At 70.4% G+C, this 15,652-nt stretch carries 16 protein-coding genes; 9 read left to right on the top strand and 7 right to left on the bottom strand.

All coding sequences use genetic code 11. The features are described 5' to 3' along the window. On the top strand, positions 1 to 2,921 hold a 2,921-nt coding region (gltB, locus tag V7050_RS09920), incomplete at its 5' end, for a glutamate synthase large subunit (RefSeq protein WP_324410503.1). 31 nt (positions 2,922 to 2,952) lie between these two features. Continuing rightward, positions 2,953 to 3,465: a cupin gene (locus V7050_RS09915; RefSeq protein ID WP_324366311.1), complete on the top strand. Its 513-nt coding sequence runs from the start codon at positions 2,953 to 2,955 to the stop codon at positions 3,463 to 3,465. A 345-nt stretch (positions 3,466 to 3,810) separates the two neighbouring features. On the opposite strand, the gene V7050_RS09910 is transcribed toward V7050_RS09915, so the two are convergent. The 5 genes from V7050_RS09910 to V7050_RS09890 all read right to left on the bottom strand — a co-directional run bounded on the left by V7050_RS09910 (position 3,811) and on the right by V7050_RS09890 (position 6,604). Beyond that, on the bottom strand, positions 3,811 to 4,314 hold the full coding sequence (locus tag V7050_RS09910) for an Hsp20/alpha crystallin family protein (RefSeq protein WP_324366309.1): 504 nt from the start codon (positions 4,312 to 4,314) through the stop codon (positions 3,811 to 3,813). A gap of 23 nt (positions 4,315 to 4,337) precedes the next feature. After that, positions 4,338 to 4,736, bottom strand: a complete 399-nt coding sequence (locus tag V7050_RS09905) for an Hsp20/alpha crystallin family protein (RefSeq protein ID WP_324366308.1) — start codon at positions 4,734 to 4,736, stop codon at positions 4,338 to 4,340. Positions 4,737 to 4,751: 15 nt separating this feature from the next. Further along, positions 4,752 to 5,192 (bottom strand): Hsp20/alpha crystallin family protein, encoded by a 441-nt coding sequence (locus tag V7050_RS09900; RefSeq protein WP_324366306.1) that lies wholly within the window; start codon positions 5,190 to 5,192, stop codon positions 4,752 to 4,754. 312 nt (positions 5,193 to 5,504) lie between these two features. Then, complete coding sequence (locus V7050_RS09895; protein WP_324366304.1) at positions 5,505 to 5,762, bottom strand: hypothetical protein; 258 nt, start codon at positions 5,760 to 5,762, stop codon at positions 5,505 to 5,507. 119 nt (positions 5,763 to 5,881) lie between these two features. Beyond that, positions 5,882 to 6,604, bottom strand: a complete 723-nt coding sequence (locus tag V7050_RS09890) for a Crp/Fnr family transcriptional regulator (RefSeq protein WP_324366302.1) — start codon at positions 6,602 to 6,604, stop codon at positions 5,882 to 5,884. Positions 6,605 to 6,812: 208 nt separating this feature from the next. Between V7050_RS09890 and V7050_RS09885 the strand changes: the two genes are divergently transcribed. Together V7050_RS09885 and V7050_RS09880 are read left to right on the top strand one after the other, a co-directional pair. Then, positions 6,813 to 7,718: a DnaJ C-terminal domain-containing protein gene (locus tag V7050_RS09885; protein ID WP_324366300.1), complete on the top strand. Its 906-nt coding sequence runs from the start codon at positions 6,813 to 6,815 to the stop codon at positions 7,716 to 7,718. Next, positions 7,715 to 8,047, top strand: coding sequence for a hypothetical protein (locus tag V7050_RS09880; protein ID WP_324366298.1), 333 nt, complete (start codon positions 7,715 to 7,717; stop codon positions 8,045 to 8,047). Before V7050_RS09885 ends, V7050_RS09880 begins: the two co-directional genes overlap by 4 nt. A 94-nt stretch (positions 8,048 to 8,141) precedes the next feature. Here the strand turns inward: V7050_RS09880 and mtgA are convergent, their stop codons facing one another. Further along, on the bottom strand, positions 8,142 to 8,831 hold the full coding sequence (gene mtgA, locus V7050_RS09875; RefSeq protein WP_324366296.1) for a monofunctional biosynthetic peptidoglycan transglycosylase: 690 nt from the start codon (positions 8,829 to 8,831) through the stop codon (positions 8,142 to 8,144). Positions 8,832 to 9,199: 368 nt separating this feature from the next. Here mtgA and fzlA point away from each other — a divergent pair, with 368 nt between their 5' ends. Beyond that, positions 9,200 to 9,865, top strand: a complete 666-nt coding sequence (gene fzlA / locus V7050_RS09870) for an FtsZ-binding protein FzlA (RefSeq protein ID WP_324366294.1) — start codon at positions 9,200 to 9,202, stop codon at positions 9,863 to 9,865. 1 nt (position 9,866) lies between these two features. After that, a complete protein-coding gene (gene queG / locus V7050_RS09865) occupies positions 9,867 to 10,910 on the top strand; it encodes a tRNA epoxyqueuosine(34) reductase QueG (protein WP_324366292.1) in 1,044 nt (347 codons plus the stop codon). Here queG and V7050_RS09860 read toward each other — a convergent pair. Then, positions 10,903 to 11,625, bottom strand: a complete 723-nt coding sequence (locus tag V7050_RS09860; RefSeq protein WP_324366290.1) for a hypothetical protein — start codon at positions 11,623 to 11,625, stop codon at positions 10,903 to 10,905. The two genes, queG and V7050_RS09860, sit on opposite strands and share 8 nt — an antisense overlap. Before the next feature lie 54 nt (positions 11,626 to 11,679). Here V7050_RS09860 and V7050_RS09855 point away from each other — a divergent pair, with 54 nt between their 5' ends. From V7050_RS09855 to V7050_RS09845, 3 genes are all read left to right on the top strand, one after another. Next, positions 11,680 to 12,531, top strand: a complete 852-nt coding sequence (locus V7050_RS09855; RefSeq protein WP_324373669.1) for an SDR family oxidoreductase — start codon at positions 11,680 to 11,682, stop codon at positions 12,529 to 12,531. A 133-nt stretch (positions 12,532 to 12,664) separates the two neighbouring features. Further along, positions 12,665 to 14,848: a YjbH domain-containing protein gene (locus V7050_RS09850; RefSeq protein WP_324370466.1), complete on the top strand. Its 2,184-nt coding sequence runs from the start codon at positions 12,665 to 12,667 to the stop codon at positions 14,846 to 14,848. Further along, the gene (locus tag V7050_RS09845) at positions 14,845 to 15,531 is read left to right on the top strand and encodes a YjbF family lipoprotein (RefSeq protein WP_324370464.1); all 687 of its coding nucleotides are present in this window, start codon (positions 14,845 to 14,847) and stop codon (positions 15,529 to 15,531) included. Before V7050_RS09850 ends, V7050_RS09845 begins: the two co-directional genes overlap by 4 nt. Positions 15,532 to 15,652: the final 121 nt, after the last annotated feature.

The raw sequence follows: 15,652 nt of genomic DNA, 5'->3' as shown, positions 1-15,652 counted from the left end.
CCAACCCGCCGATCGACTCGCTGCGCGAGCATCGGGTGATGAGCCTCAAGACCCGGTTCGGCAATCTCAAGAACGTGCTCGACCAGGACAATTCCCAGACCGAGATCTACACGCTCGAAAGCCCCTTCGTCTCGAACGCGCGCTTCGCCTTCCTCGCCGAGCGGGCCGGCGAGGATGCGGTGGCGATCGACTGCACCTTCCCGGTGGGCAAGGGCGCGAACGCGTTGCGCGACGCGCTCGCGCGCATCCGCGCCGAGGCGGAGAACGCGGTGCGCGCCGGCGCCAACCATCTGGTGCTGAGCGACCGTCGACAGGATGCGACACGCGCGGGCATGCCGATGATCCTGGCCACCAGCGCGGTGCATTCCTGGCTGACGCGCAAGGGCCTCAGGACCTTCACCTCGCTCAACGTGCGCTCGGCGGAATGCATCGACCCGCATTACTTCGCGGTGCTGGTGGGGAGCGGCGCGACCACGGTCAACGCCTATCTGGCAGAGGATTCCATCGCCGACCGCATCGCGCGCGGGCTGATCGAGGGCAGCCTGACGGATGCGGTCGCCCGCTACCGCGAGGCGATCGACTGGGGCCTTCTGAAGATCATGTCCAAGATGGGGATCTCGGTGATCTCCTCCTATCGCGGCGGGCTGAACTTCGAGGCGGTGGGGCTGTCGCGCGCCATGGTGGCGGAATATTTCCCCGGCATGGTCAGCCGGATCTCGGGCATCGGCGTCACCGGCGTGCAGCGGCAGGTGGAGCGTATCCATGCCCAGGCCTGGCGCGGCGGCGCCGCGGTGCTGCCGATCGGCGGCTTCTACAAGGCGCGGCGCTCGGGCGAGACCCATGGCTGGGAAGCCCAGGCGATGCATGTGCTGCAATCGGCCTGCGATCGGGGCTCCTACGAGATCTGGACGCGCTATTCCCGGGCGATGCAGGCGCGGCCGCCGATCCATCTGCGCGACCTCCTGGACTTCCAGCCGCGATCCGCGCCGGTGCCGCTCGACCAGGTCGAGAGCATCACCGCGATCCGCAAGCGCTTCGTGACGCCGGGCATGTCGCTCGGCGCGCTCAGCCCCGAGGCGCACAAGACGCTCAACATCGCCATGAACCGGATCGGGGCGAAGAGCGACTCAGGCGAGGGCGGCGAGGATCCCGCGCATTTCATCCCCGAGCCGAACGGCGACAATGCCTCCGCCAAGATCAAGCAGGTGGCCTCGGGCCGCTTCGGGGTGACGGCGGAATATCTCAACAACTGCGAGGAGCTGGAGATCAAGATCGCCCAGGGCGCGAAGCCCGGCGAGGGCGGGCAGCTGCCCGGCATCAAGGTGACCGAGCTGATCGCCAAGCTGCGGCATTCGACGCCCGGCGTCACGCTGATCTCGCCGCCGCCGCACCACGACATCTATTCGATCGAGGATCTGGCGCAGCTGATCTACGACCTCAAGCAGATCAACCCGCGGGCCAAGGTCTGCGTGAAGCTGGTCAGCCAGTCGGGGGTCGGCACGATCGCGGCGGGCGTGGCCAAGGCCAAGGCGGACGTGATCCTGATCTCGGGCCACAACGGCGGCACCGGCGCCTCGCCGGTGACCTCGATCAAGTTCGCGGGCCTGCCCTGGGAGATGGGGCTCTCGGAGGCGCATCAGGTTCTGAGCGTCAACAACCTGCGCGACCGGGTGATCCTCAGGACCGACGGGGGCCTGCGCACGGGGCGCGACATCGTCATCGCGGCCATGCTCGGGGCGCAGGAATTCGGCATCGGCACCGCCTCGCTGATCGCCATGGGCTGCATCATGGTGCGGCAATGCCAGTCGAACACCTGCCCGGTGGGGGTCTGCACCCAGGATCCGGCCCTTCGGGCCAAGTTCACCGGCACGGCGGACAAGGTCGTCAACCTGATGAGCTTCTATGCCCAGGAGGTGCGCGAGGTGCTCGCAAGCGTCGGTGCGCGCTCGATCGACGAGGTGATCGGGCGGGCGGACCTCTTGACCCAGATCAGCCGCGGCGCCGAGCATCTCGACGACCTCGACCTCAACCCGCTGCTCATCAACGTCGACGAGGGCGCGCCGGTCAATTACGACCGCCGGCGGCAGCGCCAGGTGGTGCCCGACACGCTGGACGCGCAGATCGTCGCCGACGCCGAGCCCTTCTTCAAGGACGGCGAGAAGATGCAGCTGAGCTATGCGGTGCAGAACACCCTGCGCTCGATCGGCACGCGGGTCTCGAGCCATATCGTGCAGCGCTTCGGCATGAAGAACGGGCTCCAGCCGGACCATCTGACGATCAAGCTCGCGGGCTCCGCCGGGCAATCGCTCGGCGCCTTCGGGGCGCCGGGGCTGAAGATCGAGGTCATGGGCGAGGCCAACGATTATGTCGGCAAGGGGCTCTCGGGCGCGACCATCGTGGTGCGCCCGCCGCTCGGCTCTCCCCTGAAGCCGCACGAGAACGCCATTATCGGCAACACGGTGCTCTACGGCGCGACGGCGGGATCGCTCTTCGCCTCGGGCCGCGCCGGCGAGCGGTTCTGCGTGCGCAATTCCGGCGCCGAGGTGGTGGTCGAGGGCTGCGGCTCGAACGGCTGCGAGTACATGACCGGCGGCGTCGCGGTGATCCTCGGCCGGTTCGGCGACAATTTCGCCGCCGGCATGACCGGGGGCATGGCCTGGCTCTACGATCCCGACGACGAGGTCATGCTGCGGCTGAACGGCGAGACGGTGATCGTGACGCCGGTCGCCTCCGCGGCCTGGGAGGCGCGGCTGCGCGGCCTCGTGGAGCGCCACGCCGAGGAGACCGGCAGCCCGCGCGCGACCGAGATCCTGCGGCACTGGGAGGACGAGCTGCCGAACTTCCGCCAGATCGTGCCGAAGGAGATGCTGTCGCGGCTGGAGCATCCGCTGAGCGACGAGGCGGAGGCGGTGCGGGCCTGAAGGCCCGCGGCGCCTGGCCCGGGGGGCGGGGATGCGGATCGAGCATTTCCGCCTCGGGCCGAGCGGGGCGATGCCCAACCACCCGCGCTTCCCGGTGCTGCTCTATCGCGGCGTCGTACCGGGCGCGGGCGAGGCCGCCGCGACGGCGCTCGAGGCGCTTCTCGCCCGGAACGGCTGGCCGCCGCGCTGGCGCAACGGCATCTTTCCCTATCACCACTACCACACCCTCGGGCACGAGGCGCTCGGCTGCGCGGCGGGGCGGGGGCGCGTGCTGCTCGGCGGGCCGGGCGGGCGGGAGGTGGAGATCGGCCCCGGCGACGTGACGGTGCTGCCCGCCGGAACCGGGCATTGCCGGCTCGCGGCGAGCGGCGACCTCCTGATCGTCGGGGCCTATCCGCCGGGTCAGCGCGCCGACATCTGCCGGGATGCGCCCACGGCGGAGATGCGCGCGCGCATCGCCCGCCTGCCGGTCCCGGCGCAGGACCCCGTGGGGTGCATGGAAGGCGGGCTGACCGAGCTCTGGGGCGCGGCCGGTCCCGCCTGACGGGCTCGCAACCCGGCGACGGTTCCCGTCCTCGTTCCCCGATCAGTACTGTTGGAACTGGACCGGAGCCAGTCCTCCCGCGACGCCGCCGCCTTCCCTCGCGGATTTGACAGGTGAGCAGTGTCCAGCTTCTTCTGCAAAATTGGCGGCATGACCGCTGGTCTTTGCGGGGGCGCGCTGTGGCCGACGAACCGGCGCGAGGCAGTGCCTCGCTGTCGCCGGTTCGGGGTGGATCCTGGCCGTTCGACCCGTCCAGATGCCGCGTCTTACCACCTTCGGGCAATCGGTTCGGCGTGTCGCGGTGGCTGCCGCGGCACGGCCTCTGTCCTCCGGGGGCGCCGCGGCTCAGGCGGATTTCACGGCGACCTTCTTGACCTTGGCCCTGGCCTCGGAGCTATGCGGCAGATGCACGCTGAGAACGCCGTTGCGGAACTTCGCCTCGGCCTTGTCGCTGTCGACGCCCGAGGGCAGCGGCACCGTGCGGAAGACCGTGCCGTAGGAGCGCTCGGAGACGTAGTAGCCCTTCTTCTCCTCCTTGCGCTCGATCTTCTTCTCGCCGCGGATGGTGACCGCCTCGTCGGTCAGGGTGACCTCGATGTCCTTCTCCTCCATCCCCGGCAGCTCGACGGTGACCTCCACCCCGCCCTCGGTCTCCACCACGTCCGTCCTCGGCGCGCCGGTGGCGAAGGCCGCGGGCAGGTTGCCGAAGGGGCGGCCCGCACCGGACCAGAAGCTGTCGAAGACCCGGTTCATCTCGCGCTGCAGCGAGGCGATCGGGCTGTCATCGTCGCTGCGCGATTCGGCGGGCAGGTCCTTGCGCGCCCAGGGCAGCATGTCCTTGATCTGCATGATCTCTCTCCTTTCCGATGGGGTCAGCCGGCGCGGACCTCGATCCGCCGCGGCTTGGCGGCCTCGGCGCGGGGCAGTTCCAGCGTCAGCACGCCGTTCGCCATGCCGGCGCGGATCGCGGCCTCGTCGATCTCCTCGGAGAGCGTGAAGACGCGTTCGTAGTCGCCCTCGGCGTATTCGGCATAGACCTGGCGGAAGCCCTCCGGCTGGGTGACACGGCCCCGGCCGCGGATGGTCAGGACCCGGCGGTCGAGGTCGATGTCGACGCCGTCGGGGCCGACGCCGGGCATCTCCAGTGTGAGGGTCACGCCGCCCTTGCCCTCGCGGATGTCGGCGCGGGGGCGGAAGACCGGGGTGTCGCGGTCGCCGCGGACCGGTTCGGCGGCGGTGGTCTCTTCGGTCTCTCTGACTTCGGTGCTCATGGCTCTTTCCTCGTGTCAGGCGGAAGCGATGCGGATGCGGCGCGGCTTGTCGGCCTCGGGGCGCTGGAGCTCGATCTTCAGCACGCCGTCGTGGAAGCGCGCCTCGACCCGGTCGGGATCGACCCGGTAGGGCAGCCGGATGGCCCGGCTGAACTTGCCGTAGGCGCGCTCGCGGCGCAGCCAGACGGCGTCCTCGGCCGCCTCGGGCGGCCTGCGCTCGCCGGAGATCACGACCCGGTCGTCGTGCACGGTGATGTCGATGTCCGCCGGCGCGATCCCGGGGATCTCGGCGGTGACTGCGATGCTGTCGGCGCCCTGCCAGAGATTGACCGCCGGGAAGGCGCCGGCCCGGTCGGAAGCGGGGATGCCGCGGGCGGCGTCGGACCGGAGCCGGCGCAGCGCCGCGAAGGGATCGAAGGGATCGGCGTCGAAGGCGAGAAACGGTGTGATCTGCATCTTCATGACCTCGTTGTCGCATGCATCGGCCGGCCGGATGCCGGCCTGGACCGGCGGGGGCGCGGGATCCGCCCGATCGCCGATGCGCGGCACCCTCCGGACCGGCCCAGCGGCCTCCGGAGCCCGTCTGGCGAGCCGGATCTGGAATTCGCGAGCCCCTGCACGGGCTTCCCCCTAAAGAAAGGAATGGCCCGGCGGGGATTCAAGGGGGCGACCGCCGGGCTCGCGGCGGCAGGGGATCCGCGGCCGCGGGGTCCGGCCGATCCCGCGCCCGCCGACGGGTTGGCGGTCCGCCGGCCGCCGCGGCGTGCCTCAGAACAGCCGGTCCATGGCCGCCTGCTTGAGCCGCGCGGCGCTGGTTTCGCCCTCCTCGGCCGCGGCGATGATCGCCATGGCGATCCGCTTGCGGGTCTCGGGTACATTCTCCGGCGCACACATGTGATCGTCTGTCCCGGAAATATCGTCGAATATTTCGGCGAGCAGGCTTTCGAAAAGCTTCAATTCCTCGTTGTCGTAGTATCGTCCGGTTGCCTTGCGGTGGTTCGCAAAGGCAAGTCTGGTGTCGGGCATTGCAGCAACTCCATCGGAGGCGGCGCGATCTGTTGCAGGGCCAAGCCCCGCATGAACGGACGATTATTTGGGAGCCAGCCGGGAGAATGCAACGACCGACTTGGTACGCTGGCGTACCCTCAGCGGAGCTTGGCCGATGTCGCGTAGAGGCGCTCGAGCTCCCGCTCGGCCGTGCCGTAATAGCCCCTGGCCAGCGCGACGAGGCCGTCCCGGTCGCGGATGCTCACCGAGCCCCGCCGCCTGGAGATCACTCTCCGGGCCTCGAAGTCGCGCAGCGCGGTGGAGACGCTCGACCGGCGCACGCCGAGCATGATGGAGAGAAACTGGTGGGTGGAATGCAGCGTGTCGCCGTCGACGCGGTCATGGGCCATCAGGAGCCAGCGCGCGAGGCGCTCGGGGATGCTGGCCCGGCCGTTCGCCAGCACGGTGGAGGCGGTCTGCATCATGAAGACATGGACGAAATGCAGCAGCACCCGCGTCAGCGCCGGGCTAGCCTCCATCGCCGCCTGCAGACGCTCGGCGCCGATGCGGTGGCCCTGGCCGGGGGATTGCATGAAGGCCTCGTTCGGCGAGCGGTCGGCGCCCGTGACCACGGGCAGGTTGACGAGCCCCTCGCGCCCGATGATCCCGACCTCGATGGGGATGTCGTGCCCGACGCCGGTCACGATCGAAGCGATCCCTGATTCGGGGAAATAGACATGCTCGATCGGTCGGTTGGCCGCGGCGAGCCGCATGCGCAGCGGAAGCTCCACGGGCTCCAGATCCGGGCGCAGCCGCTCCAGGTCGCCCGGCGCCAGCGCGGCCAGGACGCCGTTCGATGTCGCGCCGTTCCAGTCCCGCATGACGTTCTCCGGAAGCCCCGGACGGGCGCAGCCTCACCCCGCCGTCCGCGCCCGGTCCCCGCATGCGGACGGTTCGGATATCTAGCATGGAGCGTCGGACAATCCAATTCGGATGCGGTTCCCCCGACCCGGCGTCGCGAGTTGACAACGGCGGCGCGCCGGGAAACCCTCACCCCCGCAATCGGCAGGAAACCGGCGGGGCGCGCCCATGAGCAACGATCCCTATGCGGCGCTGGGCGTCACCAAGACCGCCTCGCAGGACGACATCAAGAAGGCCTATCGGCGCATCGCCAAGGAGAGCCACCCCGACCTCAACCCGGGCGATCCCGCGGCGGAGGCGCGGTTCAAGGCGGCGGCGGCGGCCTTCGACCTGCTCAAGGACCCCGAGAAGCGCGGACGATTCGACCGCGGCGAGATCGACGCCTCGGGGCAGGAGACGCCGGAGCGGCGGTTCTACCGCGAATACGCCGAGGGGCCGGAGGCCACCTATCACACCTCGCGCGGCTACGAGGATTTCTCCGACGTCTTCGGCGATCTCTTCGGCCAGCGCGCCCGCGGCGGCCGCTCCGGAGGAATGCAGATGCGCGGACCCGACCAGTACTACACGCTGGAGGTCGGGTTCCTCGAGGCCGCCAAGGGCGCGGTGCGGCGCATCACCCTGCCGGGCGGCGGCACGCTCGACGTGAAGATCCCCGAGGGCCTCGCCGACGGCCAGACGATCCGGCTGCGCGGCAAGGGCGGGCCGGGGCTGGGCGGCGGGCCGTCGGGCGACGCGCTGGTGACGGTGAGCGTCGCGGCGCATCCGTTCTTCCGGCGCGAGGCGGCCGATATCCTGGTCGATCTGCCGATCACCTTCGACGAGGCGGTGCTGGGCGCGAAGATCGAATGCCCGACCATCGGCGGCCGCGTGGCGCTGACCGTGCCGAAGGGCGCGACCAGCGGCCAGGTGCTGCGGCTGCGCGGCCGGGGGGTGAAGAAGGGCGCGGGCCACGGCGACCAGCGCGTGACGCTGAAGATCGTGGCGCCACCAAAGATCGATCCGGAGCTCGAGGACTTCATGCGCCGCTGGCGCGTGGACCACCGCTACGATCCGCGACGGGGGATGGGGGCATGACGCATTTCTACAGCGAGACCGAGGTGGTCGCGAGCGTCGAGGGGCTGACGGTCACGCGCCTGCGCGCCTTCGTGGCGGCCAATTGCCTGGCGCCGGACGAGCGCGAGGGGCGGCTCGTGTTCGGCGAGGCGGATCTGGCGCGGCTCAATCTCCTCGCCGAGCTCTCGGCGGATTTCGACATGGACGAGGATGCCGCGGCGCTGGTCCTGTCGCTCATCGATCAGATCCACGGGCTGCGGCGCGAGCTCCGGGCGCTGGGCGCGGCCGTCGCCGAGGAGCCCGAGGAGGTCCGCGCCCGCCTCCGCACCCGGCTCGCGGCGCGCCGCTGACCGGCGGCGGCGATCCGGCGCACCGGTCGGGCGATCCCGGCGCGGCCGTTGCCAAGGCGCCCCGGCGCGCCGGTGCCACCGGGGTGCCCGCCGCTCACAGGAAGCAATCCGCCCGCCCATCCTCGCGGATCGTCGCCGCACCGCTCTCGATGGCGGCGCCGCGCCTGCGGATGAAGGCGGTGCCGCTGACGGGCGAGCGGTGCCTGGGGTCGGGCAGGACCGCCATCAGCCGCGCCGCGCGCTGCGGCCCCACATCCGCCGCACCGACGCCGAAATAGCGCCGCGACGCCGCCTCGACCCCGAAGACGCCGGCGTCGAATTCCGCCACGTTGAGATAGACCTCGAGGATGCGCCGCTTCGGCCAGAGGATCTCGATCAGCACGGTGAAGCCCGCCTCGAGCCCCTTGCGCGACCAGGACCGCGCCGGCCATAGAAACACGTTCTTCGCGACCTGCTGGCTGATGGTCGAGCCGCCGCGCAGCCGCGTGTCATCGGCGAGCGCCGCGCGGATCCCCGCGAAGTCGAAGCCGCTGTGGCCGCAGAAATCGGCATCCTCCGCCGCCACCGCCGAGAGCGGCAGATAGGGCGACATCGCCGGCAGCGCCCGCCATTCCCGCTCGATCGCGCCGAGGCGCCACCATTCGCTCGCCATCAGCCAGGTCACCGGCGGATTGACCCAGCGCAGCGCCAGAACGGTGGTCGAGACCACCAGCACGGCGAACGCAGCCCAGCGCAGCGCGCGCCGCACCATCCGCCGGATCAGCCCTCCGCGCCGCACAACCATGAGGCGTTCCTGCCGGGAAACCGGCCCCCGCGCAAGCGCGCCCTCCCCAGGGACCTGCGGCCCGCGGTATCCGGACAAGAGTCCGATCGGCCATCGTCGACGCCGCGTTTCGGAATCCCAATGGCTATCCGGGTTCCCGACAGGGATATTGCATCTGAGCGCGCGACCCCGTCTGCCCCCGTTCCGTTCCGTTCCGTTCCGTTCCGTTCCGTTCCGTTCCGTTCCGTCCCGTTCCGGGGCGGGGCGGTCGCGGAAGACAGGATGCGCGCCGGATGCGATGGCCCCGACCACGACGACGCCGGCGGTTGTAAAATGCGCGGCGACATAGGATGAAGGGCGTCGAGCAGGGATCAACGGAAGGAGCGCCGATGCGCCGTCTCTACCACCAGCCGCTGTCGCCCTTCTGCCGCAAGATCCGCCTGGTGCTGGCCGAGAAGAAGATCGAGGTCGAGCTGGTGGAGGAGAAGCCCTGGGAGCGGCGCATGGATTTCCTGCGCATGAATCCGGCGGCGCGGGTGCCGGTCCTGAAGATCGGCGACCTGGTGCTGTCGGATTCCGCGGCGATCTTCGAATATATCGAGGAGACCTGCCCGGAGCCGGCGCTCCTGCCCAAGACCCCGGCGGCGCGGGCCGAGGCGCGGCGGCTCGCGGCCTGGTTCGACGACAAGTTCCACGACGAGGTCACCGCGAACCTGCTCTACGAGCGGGTGAACAAGAAGCTCGCCAAGACCGGCTATCCCGAGAGCGAGAAGATCAAGGCCGGCAGCCGCAACATCAAGTACCATCTCGACTATATCGGCTGGCTGACCGACCATCGGCGCTGGCTGGCGGGCGACGAGCTCAGCATCGCCGATTTCGCAGCCGCGGCGCATCTGAGCTGCCTCGACTACGTGGGCGACGTGGACTGGACGCGCAACGCGGGCCTGCACGAATGGTACGCCAAGATCAAGTCGCGCCCCGCCTTCCGCTCGATCCTCGCCGACCTGGTGCCGGGCTTCACCCCGCCGCAGCACTACGCGGATCTGGATTTCTGACATGACCGCCCCGGGGCAGGCGGACCTCGCCCCGAGGATCAAGGCGAGGGCGCTGGAGGAGGGCTTCAGCGCGGCGGGCATCTGCGCGCCGGACGCGATCCCGCAGGCGGCCGGGCGGCTCGCAGCCTATGTCGCGAAGGGGCGCCACGGCGGCATGGGCTGGATGGCCGAGCGCATGGGCTGGCGCGGCGATCCGGCGGCGCTCTGGCCCGCGGCGCGGTCGGTGATCATGCTGGCGGAGGTCTATACGCCGGCCGAGGATCCCCTGCGCAACCTGCAGAGGCCGCGGCGCGGCACGATCAGCGTCTACGCCCATGGCCGGGATTATCACGACCTGGTCAAGCGGCGGCTGAAGCGGCTGGGGCGCTGGCTGGTGGCCGAGACCGGGGCGGAGATCAAGGTCTTCGTCGACACCGCCCCGGTGATGGAGAAGCCGCTGGCCGCCGCGGCGGGGCTGGGCTGGCAGGGCAAGCACACCAATCTGCTGAGCCGGGATCTCGGCAACTGGTTCTTCCTCGGGGCGATCTTCACCACGCTGGAGCTGCCGCGCGATGCGCCGGGCGAGGACCATTGCGGCAGCTGCCGCGCCTGCCTCGACATCTGCCCGACGAAGGCCTTCCCAGCGCCCTACCAGCTCGATGCCCGGCGCTGCATCTCCTATCTGACCATCGAGCATGCCGGGCCGGTGGACGAGGAATTCCGCGCGGCGATGGGCAACCGCATCTACGGCTGCGACGATTGCCTGGCGGTCTGCCCCTGGAACAAGTTCGCCGCCGCGGCGCGGGAGGCGGGATATTTCGCGCGGATCGAGCTGAAATGCCCCGAGCTCGCGCATCTGGCCATGCTCGACGACGCGGGCTTCCGGCAGGTCTTCCGCGGCTCGCCGATCAAGCGCATCGGGCGCAACCGCTTCGTGCGCAACGTCGCCTATGCGATCGGCAATTCCGGCGATCCGGGGCTCCTGCCGGCGGCGCGGCGCCTCGCGGCCGACGCCGATCCGGTCGTGCGCGACGCGGGAGAATGGGCTTTGGCGCGGCTCAGTTGAGCCTGTGAAGGGTCCGGCGGGCCGGTTCCGCCAGCGCGCTCTCCGGATAGGCTTCGATCAGGTCGAGGAAGAGCTGGCGCGCGGCATCGGTCTCACCGAGCTCGGCCCGGGCGGCGGCGGCCTCGAAGAGGGCCGCGGGCAGGTCCGGGTCGAGGGCGCGGGCATGGTCGGCCTCGGCGCGGGCCGCCTCGGCCCGGCCGGAATGGCGCAGGGCAGCGGCATGCAGCGCCCTTGCCTCGGCGTCGCCGGGCGATGCGGCGACCAGGGCGTCGAGGGCGGAGAGCGCCGCCGGCCAGTCCGCGCGCGCGGCCGCGATCCGGGCGCGCAGCATCAGGCCCGCGGCATCGGCCGGCGCCAGCCGCTCGGCCTGGGCGATCGCCTCGGCCGCGAGATCGGGCTTGCCGGCGTCGAGCCAGAGCCGCGCCGCATCGAAAAAGACGATGGCGCGCAGCCCGGCCGGCATCGCCCGGTTGGGATTGGCGGCGAGGCCGGAGAGGAGCTGCGCCGCGGTGGCGGTCGCACCCATCGCCTCCAGCGCGGCGGCCTCGCAGAGTCGGGCGGGAACGCCGCCGCCGGTGCGCGACCAGAGCGCCGCATCCTCGCGGGCGGCTTCCGGATCCGCGGCGATCGCCGCGGTGCATTCCTCCGGGCTGGTGATCGCGGCGCCCGCCGGCAGCGGCAGCGCGAGGAGCGCGATCAGAAAGAGCCTTCGCATCGGCGGCGGCAATCCTTAAGGAGCGGGGGAAACGAAGCGGAAGGGACGAGCGGCATGGGCGAGCCGGTTCTGGTGACGCTGGGTCATGGCTACTCGGCAGCGCGGCTGGCGGCAAGCCTGCCGCCGCCCTGGCGGGTCAGGGGCACGACGCGCTCGGCCGAGCGGGCCGAGGCCATGCGCGCGGCCGGGGTGGACGCCATCGACTGGACGGATGCGGCGGCGGTGGGCGCCGCGATCCGGGGCGCGAGCCATGTGCTGGTGTCGCTGCCACCGGAGGCCTGGGGCGATCCGGTGCTGGCGCGGCATCGCGGCGACCTGCAGGCGGCGCGCGATATCGCCTGGGTCGGCTATCTCTCGACCACGGGGGTCTACGGCGACCGGCAGGGCGGCTGGGTCGACGAGGCGAGCGCGCTGGTGCCGGTCAATGCGCGCAGCCGCTGGCGGGTGTCGGCAGAGACCGAATGGGCCGCGACCGGGCTGCCGCTGCACCGCTTCCGGCTGGCGGGGATCTACGGGCCGGGACGCAGCGCGTTCGACCGGCTGCGCGCGGGCCGGGCGCAGCGCATCGTCAAGGCGGGGCAGGTCTTCAGCCGCATCCATGTCGCGGATATCGCCGCAGCGCTCGCCGCCTCCATGGCCCGGCCGGCGCCGGACGCGGTCTTCAACCTCGCCGACGACGAGCCGGCGCCGCCCCAGGACGTGATCGCCTTCGCCGCGGAGCTGCTCGGCCTGCCGGTACCCCCGGAGATCCCCTTCGACGAGGCGGCGCTCTCGCCCATGGCGCGGTCCTTCTTCGGGGAATCGAAGCGCGTCTCGAACCGGAGGGTGAAGGCGGAGCTCGGCCTGGCGCTGGCCTTTCCCGACTATCGCGCCGGGCTCCGGGCGATTCTCGCGGCGGGCGGATGAGGGAGGCATGCAACAGGCCGCGGAAAACCGCGGCACGGCACGATGGGGACTCGCAATCGCCGGCGGGATCGGCCAATCTTGCGCAAAACGAGCGAACCGGCGCCGCCAATCGCGCCGAATAGAGGTAGGTGGGATGTCGCAGAAGCGACTGCGCGCAGGAGCAGCCGTCCTGACCATGGCATCGGCCACGGCGCTCGCCGTGGGCCAGACCGCGCCGGCGCAGGAGGCGCGGCCCCGGCCGAGCCTGAACCTCTACGGCACCACCGGCCTGATCGACATGCCGAGCGCCCAGGCGCAGCCCGACGGGCAGATCTCGATCAGCTACAGCCAGTTCGGCGAGACCTCGCGGCGGAACTTCAATTTCCAGATCCTGCCCCGGCTCTCGGGTACGCTGCGCTATTCCACGATCAAGAACTGGGGCCAGAACGACGACAACGGCGTCTACGACCCGACCTACGATCTCTACGACCGCAGCTTCGATTTGCAGCTCCAGATCCTCGACGAGGATTACGACGGCTGGGTGCCGTCGCTCGCGCTCGGGTTCCGCGACTTCCTCGGCACCGGGGTCTATTCCTCGGAATATCTCGTGGCGAGCAAGACCGTCGCCGAGGATTTCACCCTGACGGCGGGCATCGGCTGGGGCCGGCTCTCGGGGGTGAACGGCTTCAAGAACCCGTTCTGCGAGCTCTCGTCGGGCTTCTGCGACCGGGAGAACGACTTCGGCGAGGGTGGCAAGGTGGCCTTCGGCACCTTCTTCCACGGCGAGGAGTCCGCGCTTTTCGGCGGCGTCGAATGGCGAACGCCGATCGAGAACGTGACGCTGAAGGCGGAATATTCCTCCGACGCCTATTCGCGCGAGCAGAAGAGCCCGGCCTCGACCTTCGAGCGCAAATCGCCGTTCAACTTCGGCGCGGAATACCGCTGGCGCGAGGGCGTGACCGCCGGCCTCTACTACATGTACGGCGATACGGTCGGCTTCAACGTCTCGCTGAGCGGCAATCCGAACCGGCCGCTCGCGCCGCAGGATCTCGGGACCGGGCCGCTGCCGGTCAATGCGCGGGCGATGGACGCGCCGCAGGGCACCGACTGGGCCACCAATCCGGCGGCGCGCGACGCGCTGGCCGAGGCGCTCGCGGAGGTGCTCAAGGCCGAGGGCATGCGCCTCGAGCAGTTCAAGGCCGAGCCGGGGGTGGTGGACGTGGTCATCACGAACCTGCGCTTCAACGAGGAGCCCCAGGCGATCGGCCGCACCGCGCGGGTGCTCTCGGCGGGCATGCCGGCCTCGGTCCAGACCTTCCGCATCACCATGATGGAGGACGATCTCGTCACCACCACGATCGCCATCGACCGCAGCGACTTCGAATCGCAGGTCGACCGCTTCGGCGCCACGCTCGAGAGCTGGCAGACCGCGGTGCTCGAGGGCGCCCTGCCCTCGCTCGGCCGCGAGGCCTGGGTGCGCGACGCCTATCCCTCGCTCGACTGGAACCTGGTGCCGGCACCCTATCTGGTGCTGCTGACGCCGGAGGATCCGATCAAGCTCGGGGTCAACATCGATCTCGGCTTCCGGCTGAACCTGGCTCCGGGTCTCTCGGCCACGGCGAACATCAGCCAGCCCTTCATCAACGTGCCCGACGATCCCGGACCCTCGGAGACCAACCTGCCTCCGGTCCGGAGCGACCAGGGCCGCTACTACTCGGGCTACGACCCGAAGCTCACGCAGCTGACGGCGGATTATCTCTTCAAGCTCAACCGCGACGTCTATGCCCGCGCCACGGTGGGCCTGATCGAGCGCATGTTCGGCGGCGTCAGCGGCGAGATCCTCTGGAAGCCGGTCAACCAGAGCTGGGGCCTCGGGGCCGAGCTCAACTACGTGATGCAGCGCGACTTCGACGATCCCTTCGGCTTTGGCTACTACGACTACGACGTGGTGATGGGGCTGGGCTCGCTCTATTGGGAGACGGGATTCTACGGGCTGGAAACCCAGCTCTCGGCCGGGCGCTATCTCGCGGGGGACTGGGGCGGAACGGTCAACGTGACCCGGCGCTTCGCCAACGGCTGGGCGGTGGGCGCCTATTTCACCCTGACCGACGTGACCAGCGAGGATTTCGGCGAAGGCAGCTTCGACAAGGGCGTGACGCTGGAGATCCCGTTCCGCTGGACGGTGCCCTTCGAGACCAAGACCAACAATTCCATCGGCCTGACCTCGGTCTCGCGGGACGGCGGCGCGAACCTGATGGTCTCGAACCGCCTCTATCCGATCGTGCGCGACTACGACCGCTATCACCTCAAGCAGAGCTGGGGGACGTTCTGGCAATGATGCGACGGATCGCCGCGCTCGCGCTCCTGCTCGGGGCCTGCACCAACCAGGGGTTCAACCCGATCCTCGTGGAGGCGGTGAACCAGGTGAACCCCTGGGACGAGCCCGACGAGGCCGCCGCGGCCAAGGGCCAGCCGGTGACGCGCGCGGCCATCGACCGGGCCGACGTGGCGACGATCCGCGCCCGGCTCCTCAGCGACAAGTCGCCCACCTATCTCTTCGCGGCCAGCGACAACGGCGGCTATGTCACCTATGCCTCGAGCCTGCGCCAGACCCTGACGCTGCGCGGCTCGCAGATCACCGCCACGCGCGGCCTCGGCTGGGACCTGCTCTCGGCGACCTCGAGCCAGCCCGACCCGCTGACCCGCGCGATCCCGCCGGGCAGCTGGCCCGAGGGGGTGACGCGGCGCTACGAGTTTCCCGCCAATTCGCCCGAGGGCCGGATCGAGACCTTCACCTGCAGCTTCGAATTCGTCGGGCCGCAGGAAGTGGTCATCCTCGATCAGCGCCACCAGGGCGTCGAGGTCAGCGAGACTTGCAGCGGGCCGGCCGGCAGTTTCGAGAACCTGCATCTGGCGGATGCGCGGACCGGCTTGGTCTGGCGCAGCCTGCAATGGGTGGGCGAGCGCCAGGGGCTGATCGATCTGGAGATCGTGCTGCCCTATACCGGCCGGAAGGGCTGAGGCCGGCGGCCCTCGCTGTCGACTTTCATCGGACCCAGGGCCGGGTGTTCCAGCCCGATCGACCCTTGGCGATCGGGCCGCGCCGGCCCTGCCGGGGGCCGGCGCGCCTTGCGCACCGTCC

Source organism: Amaricoccus sp. (genome assembly GCF_036846665.1).
In the GTDB taxonomy this organism is placed as follows: domain Bacteria; phylum Pseudomonadota; class Alphaproteobacteria; order Rhodobacterales; family Rhodobacteraceae; genus Amaricoccus.
This window is presented reverse-complemented; position numbering and strand designations above follow the sequence as displayed.

Excerpts from the sequence above, each read along its gene's own strand:
- V7050_RS09915 (WP_324366311.1), top strand. The coding sequence starts at position 2,953 with ATGCGGATCGAGCATTTCCGCCTCGGGCCGAGCGGGGCGATGCCCAAC.
- V7050_RS09910 (WP_324366309.1), bottom strand. The coding sequence starts at position 4,314 with ATGCAGATCAAGGACATGCTGCCCTGGGCGCGCAAGGACCTGCCCGCC.
- V7050_RS09905 (WP_324366308.1), bottom strand. The coding sequence starts at position 4,736 with ATGAGCACCGAAGTCAGAGAGACCGAAGAGACCACCGCCGCCGAACCG.
- V7050_RS09900 (WP_324366306.1), bottom strand. The coding sequence starts at position 5,192 with ATGCAGATCACACCGTTTCTCGCCTTCGACGCCGATCCCTTCGATCCC.
- V7050_RS09895 (WP_324366304.1), bottom strand. The coding sequence starts at position 5,762 with ATGCCCGACACCAGACTTGCCTTTGCGAACCACCGCAAGGCAACCGGA.
- V7050_RS09890 (WP_324366302.1), bottom strand. The coding sequence starts at position 6,604 with ATGCGGGACTGGAACGGCGCGACATCGAACGGCGTCCTGGCCGCGCTG.
- V7050_RS09885 (WP_324366300.1), top strand. The coding sequence starts at position 6,813 with ATGAGCAACGATCCCTATGCGGCGCTGGGCGTCACCAAGACCGCCTCG.
- V7050_RS09880 (WP_324366298.1), top strand. The coding sequence starts at position 7,715 with ATGACGCATTTCTACAGCGAGACCGAGGTGGTCGCGAGCGTCGAGGGG.
- mtgA (WP_324366296.1), bottom strand. The coding sequence starts at position 8,831 with ATGGTTGTGCGGCGCGGAGGGCTGATCCGGCGGATGGTGCGGCGCGCG.
- fzlA (WP_324366294.1), top strand. The coding sequence starts at position 9,200 with ATGCGCCGTCTCTACCACCAGCCGCTGTCGCCCTTCTGCCGCAAGATC.
- queG (WP_324366292.1), top strand. The coding sequence starts at position 9,867 with ATGACCGCCCCGGGGCAGGCGGACCTCGCCCCGAGGATCAAGGCGAGG.
- V7050_RS09860 (WP_324366290.1), bottom strand. The coding sequence starts at position 11,625 with ATGCGAAGGCTCTTTCTGATCGCGCTCCTCGCGCTGCCGCTGCCGGCG.
- V7050_RS09855 (WP_324373669.1), top strand. The coding sequence starts at position 11,680 with ATGGGCGAGCCGGTTCTGGTGACGCTGGGTCATGGCTACTCGGCAGCG.
- V7050_RS09850 (WP_324370466.1), top strand. The coding sequence starts at position 12,665 with ATGTCGCAGAAGCGACTGCGCGCAGGAGCAGCCGTCCTGACCATGGCA.
- V7050_RS09845 (WP_324370464.1), top strand. The coding sequence starts at position 14,845 with ATGATGCGACGGATCGCCGCGCTCGCGCTCCTGCTCGGGGCCTGCACC.